The sequence below is a fragment of the Bacillus sp. P4_D3 genome (genome assembly GCF_056401855.1).
This window is the reverse complement of sequence record NZ_JBFUIN010000068.1, coordinates 1-13664: the sequence shown is the minus strand read 5'-3', so window position 1 is coordinate 13664 and position 13664 is coordinate 1. Positions and strand designations below refer to the sequence as shown.

The following is a 13664-nucleotide window of genomic DNA, read 5'->3' as shown; positions in this document are numbered from 1 at the left end:
GTATTCAATAGGTTGGCTTGCTAAAATAAATGAAGCACTACAATATTATGAACCGCTTAAAGAAGAAAAACATTCTATGGAGTGGCTTATAAAAACGCAAGAACGTTTGCAAAAACGTGTGAAGGAAGGGCCGTTTACAGCAAAATGGATTGATTTATATTTAGAAGAAGCTTTACGAAAAGGTATAAAAGAAGTTGGTATTGTTGATCATTTATATCGTTTTCGCGAGGCGCAAGGATATTATGAGAAATATGTAGATATTAGTCATTCAAAGCTTGGTCGTTTACAGAAGGAATGGTTAGATCAAGTAAGAGTAACGTCTATTTCTGAATTTACAAAGGCGATTGAAGATGCAAAAGAGCGATGGAGTAAACGGGGGATAACGCTTAAGCTTGGAATTGAAGCAGATTATTTTATCGGCGGGGAACAAGAGTTAAAAGGTTTGCTAGCACTAGGAGACTTTGATTATGTAATCGGTTCGGTCCATTTTATAGATGGATGGGGATTTGATAATCCAGATACGAAAGAGTATTTTGATACGCATGAGTTACATACTTTATATCACACGTTTTTCGCTACAGTTGAAAGTGCCGTTCGTTCTGAGCTCTTTGATATAATAGCTCATCTTGATAACATAAAAGTATTTAATTACCGGTTAGATGAGAATAAACAGCTTTCTTATTATAAGGAAATTGCTCGTGCGTTAGTAGAAACAAATACCGCAACAGAAATAAATGCGGGATTGTACTATCGCTATCCTGTGCGCGAAATGTGTCCAAGTCCGCTTTATTTGCAAGTATTAGCTAAGTATGGAGTTCCGATTACTCTATCCTCAGATGCTCATTATCCGAATGATTTAGGAAAGTATGTGGAAGAGAATATAAAGACATTACGCAATCATGATATTTCTCACATAGCTACATTTACGAAACGAGTAAGAACGATGAGATTGCTTGAAGAAGAAGTAACAATTTCAAAATAAAACACGATTTTTTGATGAAAACGACCCTTTTTGTTCAAAATAAGAAAGAATGAAAAGGAGGGTGGAAAATGGCGAAACAACAAAATAAACAAAACGTACAAGCGGCAGATCAAGCGTATACTTCTGAAACGAATAATACAGCTAACTCAGTTATCGAGGAACAAATTAGTGATACAGTTGCAGAAGGAACAATCGATGCAAAGCTTGGGCAAGAATCGCAAGAGAAAGCGTAAGAAGAGGGGAGAGATGAATCTCCTCTTTTCTTATGGGTAAAAAAGTGTCGATTTTCAAAACTATAATCAAATTCCTTGGTTTTTACATGTGGATTTCTTACAATGAAATATAAGAGATATTTTATTTTGTATAGAAGAGGTGTTAGTAGTGGCGAAAATATTAGTTGCAGGGAAAATTCCAGAAATCGGATTAGAACTATTAAAGGATCATGATGTAGAAATGTACGATAAAGAAGAGTTAATTTCTTTAGATGAATTAACAGAGCGTGTAAAAGATAAAGATGCATTGTTAAGCTTACTTTCTACAAAGGTGACGAAAGAAGTTATTGATGCGGCACCTCATTTAAAGATTGTTGCAAACTACGGTGCTGGTTACGACAATATTGATTTTACGTATGCAGGAGAAAAAGGAATTGTAGTATCGAATACACCGAAAGTATCAACTGAAGCGACAGCAGAATTAACATTTGCACTTCTTTTAGCAGCGGCACGTAGAATTCCTGAAGGGGATACGTTATGTCGTACAACTGGATTTAACGGCTGGGCACCATTATTTTTCTTGGGCCGCGAAGTGCACGGTAAGACAATTGGAATTATTGGCCTTGKAGAAATAGGGAAGGCAGTTGCAAAGCGTGCGAAAGCATTTGGAATGGATATTTTATATACAGGGCCAAATCGTAAGCCTGAAGCTGAAAGTGAACTGGGAGCAACATATGTAACATTGGAAGAATTATTACAAACAGCGGACTTTATTACAATTAACTGTGCTTATAATCCGAAATTACATCATATGATTGATGAAGAACAGTTTAAAATGATGAAGAAAACAGCATATATTATAAATGCTTCACGTGGACCAATTATGCATGAATTTGCACTTGCTCATGCACTAAAAACGAATGAAATTGAAGGTGCAGCTCTTGATGTATTTGAATTTGAACCGAAAATTACAGAAGAGCTAAAAGGATTAAAGAATGTGGTACTTGCACCTCACGTAGGGAATGCAACGTTTGAAACGCGTGATGCGATGGCTGAAATGGCAGTAAGAAATATTTTAGCTGTATTAAACGGTGAAGAACCTGTAACACCTGTAAATCAAAAAGTATTGGTTACAAAATAAAAAGAAACCTTCCAATTTCGGAAGGTTTCTTTTATTTTTCTTTATTTGCTTTTTTAGAAGGTCTTTGTCTAAGGAATTGAGATAGCATATACAAAATATATAGTGGAATGGCAATGAATAAGAAAACAGAAAAATTACCAAAACCTGTTTGGTACATTGTGATAATACTTCCAACTAAAAATAGTGTAATAATTATGCTATATCGTGGAATTGGTACATCTTTTAAACTTGGGATGCGAATTCGGCTCACCATTAAAAATGCGAACGTTACAAATACTGTAATAAGAACGATTTTTGGAATGGTATTTGAAAATAATGTTAGGAAAGCGACAAGCCCTCCAGCTGCAGTAATCGGAACTCCAGTGAAATATTTCATGGAAGTAGAAGATGGTGTTACATTAAATCGTGCTAAGCGATATGCTCCGAACAGTGGGAATAATCCCGCTATGTATAGTCCAATGATTCCGTAGTTGGAAAAAGATGTGTAATACATTAAAACAGCAGGTGCTGCGCCAAATGTTACAACATCTGCGAGTGAATCAAGCTCTTTTCCCATTTGTGAATCAACGCGTAATAAACGAGCAACACGACCATCAAGACTATCTAACATCATCCCGATAAGTACTAAAATAGCAGCTGATTTATAATATCCTAAAGATGCATAGCCGATTGACAAGAATCCGCTATATAAATTTCCGAGCGTAAATAAGTTTGGAATAGCTGCTCTATACAAAATCTGATCCCTTGCTTTCTGTTATAAATTCTTAATTAGTGTACGAAAGTTTACTTATTTTATCATACCATAAATTTCTTTCTCATACGAAAGAAATTCCCAATTTGTGAAAGATTTGAAGTGTAAGTAAAAAAGAAGCAACTTTTCACAAAGTTGCTTCCTACATTATTCAAATTTCGTTGTCATCGTTCCAGTTTTAAATCGATTGTTAGGATCGAATCTTAATAAATCTCCATAAATCAGTTTGTCAGAGAGTTTTAAATCTGTTTTTGCTTTTTCAATATACGGCTGACACAGTGCTACATCTGCCTCTTCACCTGAGCTTCTTTTGTAGCACATATTTTTTGTATACACATAATCCTCTGTTACAAAACTACCATCTCGCATTACCATAAGTGGATCTTTTTCTTTTATAAATAAGTCAGTTCCAAATTCAACTGATTGATTCGTTTTAATACCAAGTAAATGAAGCAGCGTTGGTTTAATATCAATTTGTCCTGATACTTTAGAGATAACTTTTCCTTCTTGACCTGGTACATGAATAATGAGGGGGACGCGCTGTAATTGCATAGAATCAAATGGTGTAATAGCGTCTTTCCCAAGGAACTGAGCCATAGCTGCATTATGGTTTTCGGAAATGCCGTAGTGATCCCCATAAATGACAATAACGGAATTGTCGTATAGTCCTTCTTCTTTTAATTGGTTAATGAATAATTTGAGAGCTTCATCCGTGTAGCGAACCGTTGGGAAATAGCGGTTTAGAACACCGCTTTCCGAATTAAACTCATCAACATATTGATCTTCTGGACTTAAGAGAAACGGAAAATGATTTGTTAAAGTAATAAATTTCGTATAGAACGGTTGCGGTAAAGATTTTAACTTTGGAATAGATTGTTCAAAGAACTCTTTATCTTTTAATCCCCAACCGACAGACATTTGTTCAGTGCCTACGTAATCATTTAAATTAAAATAACGATCATATCCAAGTGCAGGATACATTACATCACGATTCCAAAATGTTTTATCGTTTGAATGGAAGACAGCGGAAGAATATCCGTATTTCTTTAACTGTTCGGGTGTGGCAGTATATTCATTTGTTGCATGAGTAAAGAATACAGAACCACGGTCTAACGGATAAAGTGAGTTTTCAACGATAAATTCAGCATCGGAAGTTTTACCTTGTCCTGTTTGATGATAGAAGTTATCGAAGTAAAAACTATCTTTTATAAACTGATTTAAAAATGGAGTAATCTCTTTTCCATTTATTTTTTTATTAATAACAAAACTTTGTGTAGACTCCATTGAAATTAAAATTACATTTTTACCTTTTGCAGCTCCAAATAAGTTTTTATCGACTTGCTTATCTTTTGCGTCAGTATAATTTTTAATTTCGGAGAATCCGTCGCCACTTGCAAATACACGTTCAGCCGAAGATTTAGATTGAAGTGTAATATCGAATAGATGATATGTGTATAAACCTAAGTTTTTCACGACAGTTTGACGATCAAATGAGCGTGAGAACATTTGTGGTTTATAAATAACTRAAACAGTAATTTGCAGTGCCAATAGCGCTGTTACACCACTAAAGAAAGTCCGTTTCTCAGAACGAGAAAGTGGCGTCCTGTCACAAAATGATGGGAATTTACGTGAAATAAACATTAAAATAATTGCATCTGCAAATAAAAGTAATGTCTTGTACGTAAAGAGCTCTTTAATGCTCGTTCCTAAGTCAGCCATATTATTTGTTTGGAATAAAACAGGAAAAGTAACAAAATCGTTATAGAACCCGTAAAACATTGCATTTCCAAATAAAATAAATGACAGTATAAAACTAATTCCAATAATAATTCGGTTTCGGTACTTAGATGCAAGTAAAGCTAAACCGAAAAATAAAAGTAATGAAGCTAGTGGATTAATAAAAAGCATAAATTCTTCAAAGAAATTATCAATTTTAATATCAAATGCTAGCTTGTACACAATATATGTTTTAATCCATAATAAAACGACTGCAACGAGTGCAAATCGTAATTTTGGAAACAGATGTTGTAGCATAATATACTCCTCTCTTAAAAGCATGACAGTTCCTGTGAGTTTGTTTGAAAATCGTCTCACTATATATATACGAACAGTCCTTTATTATTATGATTATTATACTATGAGTATCATTATACGAAAATAAAGGAGAGTTGTGGGCTTTTTTTGCAACAATTGAGTAGAAAAAGCGAAGTGGGAGACAATAAAATGGAATTTCTATGTATGATTATTATCATTCGTTAAACATGGAAAGTATCGCGTAATGATACGGAGGTTATGATGCGGAAATTATTATATTTTATAGTATGCATTAGTTTTATGCTTTTTGTTTCACCGAGTGTATCAGTAGCACAATATGATGCACCGCTCATGGAAGATGCTCTTTATTCTGTGTTATTTCCAAAAATGAATGAAGCGATTGAGAAACAATATGGAAAATTAAAACCGTTTGATTGTCCCAAAATTATTAGTCTAAAAAAACTTTATAGCGGTACATATTTATTTCAAGCAGTAATTGAAATAACGAAATATGAATCAGGAATAGGTGGAAAAGTACTTCCGCCGTTTGAGAAGATAAGTATGACGTTTAACAATGAAGAAGGAGAATGGACTGTTACAAAAATTTCTATAAAGCGCTTACCAAATGATACGAAATTAAACTGTAAAAAAACAATATAAAAAATTGTTTGACAAATAAAATGGTCCTTTGGTATTGTTAATAGCAACAATTAGATGTTTGAAAATTAAATAGACTTACCTCATCTACTCTCAAAGGTAGAGGCCGCGATAGGAAAGAGTAAGCTATGGGAGATTTAGTGGAATCTGTGATCATAGGTTGAAAGGGACTATTGCCGAAATATAAGAATGACCACGTTATTCATATATTGGGACTGCATTGAATAAATGTAGTACTGTCATAATATTTATTTTATGGAGAGCTATTTGGAGATGTTGATGCGGTTTCTTATTTTGAGAAGATAACAACTTGTTTATTTTTTCAATATATATTTTTCCTAATAAGAAACGCGTGTGAACATTGTTCCGCGCGTTTTTTGTCTATCTAAAAACGTGCTGCAATGAATAGAAGATTGGGGTTATGAGTTTTAGAGGAAATAAGGGAGGAATTCAAATGTATTTACACGGCACAAGCCGAATCAATGGGCAAGGACACTTAGAAATTGGAGGGTGCGATACGACGCAACTAGCAAAACAATACGGAACACCACTTTATGTATACGATGAAGAGTCTATTCGAGGAAAATGTCGTGCGTTTCATCGTGCTTTTAAAGAAAGTGGTTTCTCTTATCAAGTAGCATATGCTAGCAAGGCGTTCTTGTGCATGGAGATGTGCCGAGTAGCTCGTGAAGAAAATATGTCTTTAGACGTTGTCTCTGGAGGAGAATTATATACTGCACTCCAAGCAGGATTTCCGGCTTCGCGCATTCATTTTCACGGAAATAATAAAACAGAAGAAGAAATGATTATGGCTCTTCAGGCAAATATTGGTTGTTTTGTGGTAGATAATTTCTTAGAATTAGAAATTTTACATGATTTAGCAGTGCAACATGGGAAATTTGTGAACATATTAATCCGTGTAACGCCCGGAGTAGAGGCACATACACACGAATATATAACAACAGGTCAAGAGGATTCGAAGTTTGGATTTGGTGTTTCAAATGGTCAAGCGATGCAAGCAATTGAGCTAGCTTTGCAAAAATCAAATTATAATGTGCTAGGAATTCACTCGCACATCGGATCACAAATATTCGAAACGGCTGGTTTTGTTCGAGCAATTGAAGTACTACGTCAATTTTTAGAAGAAGTGAGAGAGCGAACAAACTATGTGGTGAAAGTATTAAATGTCGGCGGAGGTTTCGGTATACGTTATACGGAGTCTGATACACCGTTAACACTTGAAACGTATGTGCACGCTGTAACAAGTACGGTGAGAGAGCAGTTTACAGTATGTGAATACCCGCTTCCAGAAATATGGATTGAACCAGGTCGTAGTATTGTAGGTGATGCGGGAACAACAATTTATACAGTCGGAGCGGTGAAAGAGATTCCAGGCATAAGAAAATATGTTTCAGTCGATGGTGGGATGACAGATAATTTAAGGCCGGCTCTATATGGAGCACGTTATGAGGCGATGTTGGCGAATCGAGGGAATGATGAAAATGAGGAACTTGTTTCGATTGCTGGGAAATGTTGTGAAAGTGGAGATATGCTGATTTGGGATATTAATCTTCCTAAAGTTGCTTCTTCTGATTTACTAGCGATTTCTTGTACAGGGGCATATGGGTACTCGATGGCTAATAATTATAATCGTATTCGTAGACCGGCTGTAGTCTTTGCAAAGGGCGGAACATCACAAATTGTTGTAGAACGTGAAACATATGAAAATATTATTGGGAACGATCGCATACGTATTAAAGAACTTGTTTAAATATGAAAAAAGGAGTTGTTCAGGATGGGCAATTCCTTTTTTATAAAATAATTAAAATATATCGGAAAACTAGGATTGAAAAAATTCAGAATTATGATAAAATACAAATACAAAGCTTATCAAGAGAAGCTGAGGGAACTGGCCCTACGAAGCTCGGCAACCTGCTTATAGAAAGCAAGGTGCTAAATCCAGCAAAATGGAATCCATTTTGAAAGATAAGGTAAAATATATTACCGAACAGTCTTTTCGAAATGGGAAAGCTTTTTTTTATGAATAAAAAGGGGGGCTGTTTGCGTGAGCGTACGGGAACATTTTGATGAAGTGTCCGAAAAAATTCAAACGATGCTTGCTGATATGAAATATGGTTCAATTACAATTGTGGTGCAAGATGGAAAAGTGATTCAATTAGAGAAAAGTGAAAAGGTCCGTTTAAAGTAAAAAGCGCTGACTAGAAAAACTAGAGGCGGTTTTAATCTATTTTATAGATTAAAACCGTCTTTTTGCTTTTACAGGGGGAAAAAACATGTTGACGTATGAAACGTGGGAAGAAAATGGTATTTCATTTTCAGAAGAAGATGAAACGAAAGGCGCGCTATCAGTATTAAGTTGGGCTTATAAAGAATATAAAGGTGAAATTGTATATGCATGTAGCTTTGGAGTGGAAGGGATGGTTTTATTGCATCTTATAAACCAAGTAAATCCATCTGCTAAAGTTGTATTTTTAGATACAAATGTTCACTTTCAAGAAACGTACGAATTAATTAAAAAGGTACGAGAGAGATTTCCTTCATTAAATATTATAGAAAAACAGCCAGCACTTACACTTGAAGAACAGGCGAAGCTTCATGGAGAAAAATTATGGGAAAGTAATCCGAATCTCTGTTGTAAGATCAGAAAAATTTTGCCGCTAGAAAAATCATTAGCAGCCGAAAAAGCGTGGATATCAGGCCTTAGAAGGGAACAATCAGAAACGCGTAAGCATACAAAATTTGTGAATCAAGATCATCGTTTTCGGTCTATTAAAATTTGTCCGCTCATTCATTGGACTTGGAAAGAAGTTTGGCGATATGTATACAAACATAGTTTGCCGTATAATCCGCTACATGATGTTGGCTATCCAAGTATTGGGTGTGAAAAATGTACATTGCCTGTAGGAGATGGTGGCGACTCAAGAGATGGAAGATGGGCTGGGAAAATGAAGACAGAATGCGGACTTCATTTTCAATAAGATAAATCTTGAAATAAAGCTAAGAGGGGATATAAAAAGATGAGTACAACAAATAAATTAGTAAACCGTATTGATGAAACATATGACATATCGAATATTGTAAAAGAAATTGAGCTAGACAAAATTGCGCTTAGTGATTTAGAACTTCTGGCGATAGGGGGATATAGTCCACTTACAGGATTTTTAGGGAAGAGAGATTATGACTCAGTTGTAGAAACACTGCGCTTAGTAAACGGTAGTGTTTGGAGTATACCGATTGCATTACCAGTAACAGAAGAAGAAGCGGATAGATTGAAAATTGGAGAAGAAGTAAACCTGGTTAAAGATGGAACTGTATATGGTGTTATTCAAATAGAAGATATTTTTGTACCGGATAAAGAAAAAGAAGCGTTACTCGTGTATAAAACGACGGATGAGGCTCATCCAGGTGTGAAAAAATTGTACGATCGACCGAACGTTTACGTTGGAGGAGCTATTATTCTAATACAACGCTCTGAAAATAATCAGTTTGCTTCTTATTATTTAGATCCAATCGAAACAAGAGAAGAATTTAAAAAACGGGGATGGAAAACAGTAGTTGGTTTCCAAACACGCAATCCTGTACATCGTGCACATGAATATATTCAAAAATCTGCACTTGAAATTGTAGATGGTCTCTTTTTAAACCCGCTCGTTGGTGAAACGAAATCAGATGATATTCCAGCTGATGTAAGGATGGAAAGTTATGAAGTATTACTGCAAAATTATTATCCAAAAGATCGCGTTTTTTTAGGGGTATTTCCCGCAGCGATGCGTTATGCAGGACCACGTGAAGCGATATTTCATGCGCTTGTAAGAAAAAATTTCGGCTGTACACATTTTATTGTAGGGCGGGATCACGCTGGAGTGGGAAATTATTACGGAACATATGAAGCGCAGGAAATCTTTACTGACTTTACGGTGGAAGAGTTAGGAATTACGCCGCTATTTTTTGAACATAGTTTTTATTGCGTTAAATGTGAGGCGATGGCTTCGACAAAAACGTGCCCACACGAGAAAGCGGACCATGTTATTTTGTCAGGTACGAAAGTAAGAGAAATGTTACGAAATGGAGAGATTCCACCAAGTGCATTTAGCCGTAAAGAAGTAGTGGAAGTGTTAATTAAAGGTTTGAAGAAAGAAGCAGTAACAGAATAGGGAGAGAACGAGATGGATACAAATATTACTTGGCATGCAGCGTCTGTTTCAAAGGAAGAGAGAAGAGTGAAGAATGGTCATCATAGTTTTGTAATTTGGTTTACAGGCTTATCAGCTTCGGGTAAATCAACAGTAGCAAATGCGGTGGCTCGGAAACTATTTGAAAACAATATCGGAAACTATGTATTAGATGGGGATAACATTCGTCACGGTTTAAATAAGGATTTAGGTTTTTCTGAAAGTGAACGTATGGAAAATATAAGGCGTATTGGTGAAGTGGCGAAGTTGTTTGTAGATGAAGGAACAGTTGTCCTTACAGCGTTTATTTCACCATATCGAGTAGATCGTAAACAAGTTAGAGACCTTTTGGCAGCAAATGAATTTATTGAAGTCTTTGTGAAGTGTCCGATTGAAGAATGTGAGAAACGTGATCCGAAAGGACTTTATAAAAAAGCGAGACAAGGTGATATTAAGCAGTTTACGGGCATTGATTCACCGTATGAGGAACCAGAACGAGAAGAATTAATTGTAGAAACGCACAAGTATTCTATTGAAGAATGTGCAGAACAAATTGTGAAGTACTTACAAGAGCGTAGTTTCATATAGGGGGATAAAAGATGAGTTATGAAAAAGTGTGGGCTAATACTGAAAAATTAAATCAAACAGAGAAAAAGAAATTAGAGAAAGACGGATTAGAAATCTTTAATGATATTCCTTACTATGCGGAGAATGGATTTGAATCTATTCCGAAAGAAGAGTGGGACGCCTTTAAATGGGCGGGATTGTATTTGCAACGACCGAAAGAAGCGGGCTATTTTATGATGCGTGTCAATATTCCTTCTGGGATTATTACAAATGCGCAGGCAGAGGTGCTAGCTTCCATCGCTGAAGATTATGGGCGTGATGTGTTAGATATTACGACAAGACAGGCGATTCAGTTTCATTGGTTAGAAATTGGGCAAATTCCGGATATTTTTAAAAGGTTAGCGAGAGTTGGTTTATCTTCAGCGGGGGCATGCGGTGATATTACGCGTAATATTACAGGTAATCCACTTGCTGGAATTGATGCGAATGAACTATTTGATACAACATCGATTGTTAAAGAAATATACGATTACTTCCAACATAATGAAGAGTTTTCTAATCTACCACGTAAATTTAAAATGTCTATTAGTTCTAACATTTATAATTCAGCAAATGCAGAGATTAACTGTGTGGCATTTACACCTGCTACGAAAGAAATAGATGGTGAGAAAAAAGTTGGTTTTCACATAAAAGTAGGCGGAGGCTTATCAGCTCGTCCGTACTTAGCGGAAGAATTAGATGTATTCGTTTTACCAGAAGAAGTGAAGGCAGTATCGATTGCAATTGCTACTATATTCCGTGATTTTGGATATCGTGAAAAACGCCACTTAGCACGCTTGAAATTTCTTGTCGCTGACTGGGGCGCTGAGAAATTTCAAGAGAAATTAGTAGAATACACAGGCCTATTGCAAAGTAAAGGGGAAAGTGCTCTCAAAGGCTGGAATGCAGGATACTTTTATGGTGTTCAAGATCAAAAACAAGAAGGATTAAAGTATGTCGGCTTTAATGTACCAGTAGGACGTTTACATGCAGAGGAAATGTTTGAGATTGCTAGAATTGCAAAGCAATATGGAAACGGGCAAATTCGTACTTGTAACTCACAAAACTTCATTATTCCGAATGTTCCGCCAGAAAATGTTGCAGGATTATTAAGTGAACCTTTGTTTGAAGCAATTTCTGCAAATCCGAAATCATTTATTGGTCATGCGGTTTCATGTACTGGTATTGAGTATTGCAATCTTGCGTTAGTAGAAACGAAAGAAAGATTACGCAAAATCGCAGAGTACTTAGATACACAAATTGCACTCGATGTTCCAGTTCGAATTCATATGGTAGGATGCCCGAATTCCTGTGGTCAACGTCAAATTGCTGATATTGGTTTGCAAGGGATAAAACTGAAAACGAAGGAAAAGGGAATCGTTGAGGCGTTTGAAATATATGTGGGCGGAACGCTATTAGACGGAGGAGCATATAACGAAAAATTAAAAGGGAAAATAGATGGAGAAGATTTGCCGGATGTTCTCGTGTCCTTTTTAAGTTATTTCCAAAAGAATAAATTACTAGCCGAAACGTTTTATGATTTCGTAGGGCGTGTTGGAGTGAAAGAATTACAAATTGTACTAAATCGTGTATTAGAAGAAGTAATAGCGTCTTAGGAGGGACAATATGGATTTATATCGATTTGAAGCTGTAATAGCGAATAGTGTTGTTCCAATAGTCGTTGTTGCTCAAAGTGAAGAACAGGCATTTAAGCTTGCGGAGATTGAGCTTGAAAAGCATTTTTTACCGTTGCCAGAAGTAAAGGAGATTTCTTTGTTTGAAAAAAAGAAGATTCGAAAAGGTGCGGCATTTGTTGTTCATGAGTAAATAACATTGTAATACGAAAGTATTCTAACTTCCATTCATATAAAAGGATGGAAGTTTCACTTTAATAGTAGAAATGAGGAGAGATGATGGGGAAGGTTTATATCGTTGGAGCGGGTCCTGGCGATCCGGATTTAATCACTGTTAAAGGGTTGAAATGTATCGAGAAGGCAGATGTTATTTTATACGATCGCCTCGTGAATAAAGAGTTGCTTTCATACGCAAAGCCTGAAGCGGATTTAATTTATTGCGGGAAACTCCCGAATTATCACACGATGAAGCAAGAGACAATTAACACATTTCTTATTAAATATGCGAAGAAAGGAAAAGTTGTAACGAGGCTTAAGGGCGGGGATCCATTTGTATTTGGAAGAGGTGGAGAAGAAGCTGAAGCATTAGCCAAACAAGGTATCCCATTTGAAATTATTCCTGGTATTTCAGCTGGTATAGCCGCTCCTGCTTACGCTGGTATTCCAGTAACGCACCGCGATGCAAGTGCAAGTTTTGCTATTGTGACAGGACATAGAAAAGAGGATGCTGAAGAGGAAGTGAAGTGGGGAAATTTAGCGAAAGGTGTAGATACATTAGCGGTCTATATGGGGGTTAGTAATTTACCTTACATATGTGAACAACTAATAAAACATGGAAAAGATCAAAGCACACCTGCCGCTATTATTGAGTGGGGAACGACATCTATGCAGCGTACTGTTACAGCGACGTTAGGAACAATTGTAGATGTTGCTAAAAAAGAACAAATTCAAAATCCGAGTATGATTGTTATTGGAGAAGTTGTCCGTTTTAGAGAAAAGATACATTGGTTTGAGAAACAAGCGGAAAATGCATATCCAGTAAGCGGAGTATTGTAAAATGAAGGCTGTATTATATATATGTCATGGAAGCCGTTTGAAAGCAGCAAAAGAAGAAGCCGTTGCATTTATTACGTCATGTATGAACCGTGTAGAGGCAAATATTCAAGAAATTTGTTTTTTAGAGCTAGCGAGTCCTTCTATTGAAGAAGGATTTCGTACATGTGTGAAGCGTGGTGCTACAGAGATTGTCGCTATTCCTGTTTTTTTATTAGCGGCAGGACATGTAAAGAAAGATATTCCGCTTGAATTACGAAAGTTAAACGAGGAATATCCGGATATCAAAATAGTGTATGGTAATCCATTTGGTGTATCAGAAGTGCTTGTAAAAGCGGTATATAACGGAAGTGGCATTCAAGACTATGAAGAAGAAGTAACACTTTTGCTTGTTGCAAGAG

15 protein-coding genes and 2 riboswitches are annotated in these 13664 nt (G+C 36.1%); of the genes, 13 read left to right on the top strand and 2 right to left on the bottom strand.

Annotated features, from left to right (window positions below; translation table 11 throughout):
• The 3 genes from AC1DTM_RS11045 to AC1DTM_RS11035 all read left to right on the top strand — a co-directional run.
• On the top strand, positions 1-982 hold a 982-nt coding region (locus AC1DTM_RS11045; protein WP_477000229.1), incomplete at its 5' end, for a histidinol phosphate phosphatase domain-containing protein.
• 68 nt (positions 983-1050) lie between these two features.
• The gene (locus AC1DTM_RS11040) at positions 1051-1215 is read left to right on the top strand and encodes a YozQ family protein (RefSeq protein ID WP_002158663.1); all 165 of its coding nucleotides are present in this window, start codon (positions 1051-1053) and stop codon (positions 1213-1215) included.
• Between the two features lie 148 nt (positions 1216-1363).
• A complete protein-coding gene (locus AC1DTM_RS11035; protein ID WP_477000228.1) occupies positions 1364-2335 on the top strand; it encodes a 2-hydroxyacid dehydrogenase family protein in 972 nt (323 codons plus the stop codon).
• A gap of 31 nt (positions 2336-2366) precedes the next feature.
• On the opposite strand, the gene pssA is transcribed toward AC1DTM_RS11035, so the two are convergent.
• Entirely contained in the window at positions 2367-3068 is a 702-nt protein-coding gene (gene pssA / locus AC1DTM_RS11030; RefSeq protein WP_002158661.1) for a CDP-diacylglycerol--serine O-phosphatidyltransferase, read from the bottom strand.
• A 165-nt stretch (positions 3069-3233) separates the two neighbouring features.
• Positions 3234-5120 (bottom strand): LTA synthase family protein, encoded by a 1887-nt coding sequence (locus AC1DTM_RS11025; RefSeq protein ID WP_477000227.1) that lies wholly within the window; start codon positions 5118-5120, stop codon positions 3234-3236.
• A 261-nt stretch (positions 5121-5381) separates the two neighbouring features.
• Between AC1DTM_RS11025 and AC1DTM_RS11020 the strand changes: the two genes are divergently transcribed.
• The 10 genes from AC1DTM_RS11020 to AC1DTM_RS10975 all read left to right on the top strand — a co-directional run.
• Positions 5382-5780: a DUF3888 domain-containing protein gene (locus AC1DTM_RS11020; protein WP_002158658.1), complete on the top strand. Its 399-nt coding sequence runs from the start codon at positions 5382-5384 to the stop codon at positions 5778-5780.
• A gap of 89 nt (positions 5781-5869) precedes the next feature.
• Positions 5870-6051, top strand: a riboswitch (Lysine riboswitch).
• 180 nt (positions 6052-6231) lie between these two features.
• Positions 6232-7548 (top strand): diaminopimelate decarboxylase, encoded by a 1317-nt coding sequence (gene lysA / locus AC1DTM_RS11015; protein WP_016104293.1) that lies wholly within the window; start codon positions 6232-6234, stop codon positions 7546-7548.
• A 113-nt stretch (positions 7549-7661) separates the two neighbouring features.
• A riboswitch (SAM riboswitch) is annotated at positions 7662-7770 on the top strand.
• A 72-nt stretch (positions 7771-7842) separates the two neighbouring features.
• Positions 7843-7986: a YezD family protein gene (locus AC1DTM_RS11010; protein ID WP_002149491.1), complete on the top strand. Its 144-nt coding sequence runs from the start codon at positions 7843-7845 to the stop codon at positions 7984-7986.
• A gap of 85 nt (positions 7987-8071) precedes the next feature.
• The gene (locus AC1DTM_RS11005; protein WP_002158656.1) at positions 8072-8776 is read left to right on the top strand and encodes a phosphoadenylyl-sulfate reductase; all 705 of its coding nucleotides are present in this window, start codon (positions 8072-8074) and stop codon (positions 8774-8776) included.
• Between the two features lie 39 nt (positions 8777-8815).
• Positions 8816-9952: a sulfate adenylyltransferase gene (gene sat, locus AC1DTM_RS11000; RefSeq protein ID WP_016104294.1), complete on the top strand. Its 1137-nt coding sequence runs from the start codon at positions 8816-8818 to the stop codon at positions 9950-9952.
• Positions 9953-9964: 12 nt separating this feature from the next.
• Positions 9965-10558, top strand: coding sequence for an adenylyl-sulfate kinase (gene cysC, locus AC1DTM_RS10995; RefSeq protein WP_002158654.1), 594 nt, complete (start codon positions 9965-9967; stop codon positions 10556-10558).
• Positions 10559-10569: 11 nt separating this feature from the next.
• Complete coding sequence (locus tag AC1DTM_RS10990; RefSeq protein WP_199715526.1) at positions 10570-12192, top strand: nitrite/sulfite reductase; 1623 nt, start codon at positions 10570-10572, stop codon at positions 12190-12192.
• Positions 12193-12202: 10 nt separating this feature from the next.
• Positions 12203-12403, top strand: coding sequence for a DUF3906 family protein (locus tag AC1DTM_RS10985; RefSeq protein ID WP_002158652.1), 201 nt, complete (start codon positions 12203-12205; stop codon positions 12401-12403).
• 86 nt (positions 12404-12489) lie between these two features.
• The gene (cobA, locus tag AC1DTM_RS10980) at positions 12490-13266 is read left to right on the top strand and encodes a uroporphyrinogen-III C-methyltransferase (RefSeq protein ID WP_088098856.1); all 777 of its coding nucleotides are present in this window, start codon (positions 12490-12492) and stop codon (positions 13264-13266) included.
• 1 nt (position 13267) lies between these two features.
• Positions 13268-13664 (top strand): sirohydrochlorin chelatase (locus AC1DTM_RS10975; protein WP_477000226.1); only part of this gene is annotated, 397 nt, incomplete at its 3' end.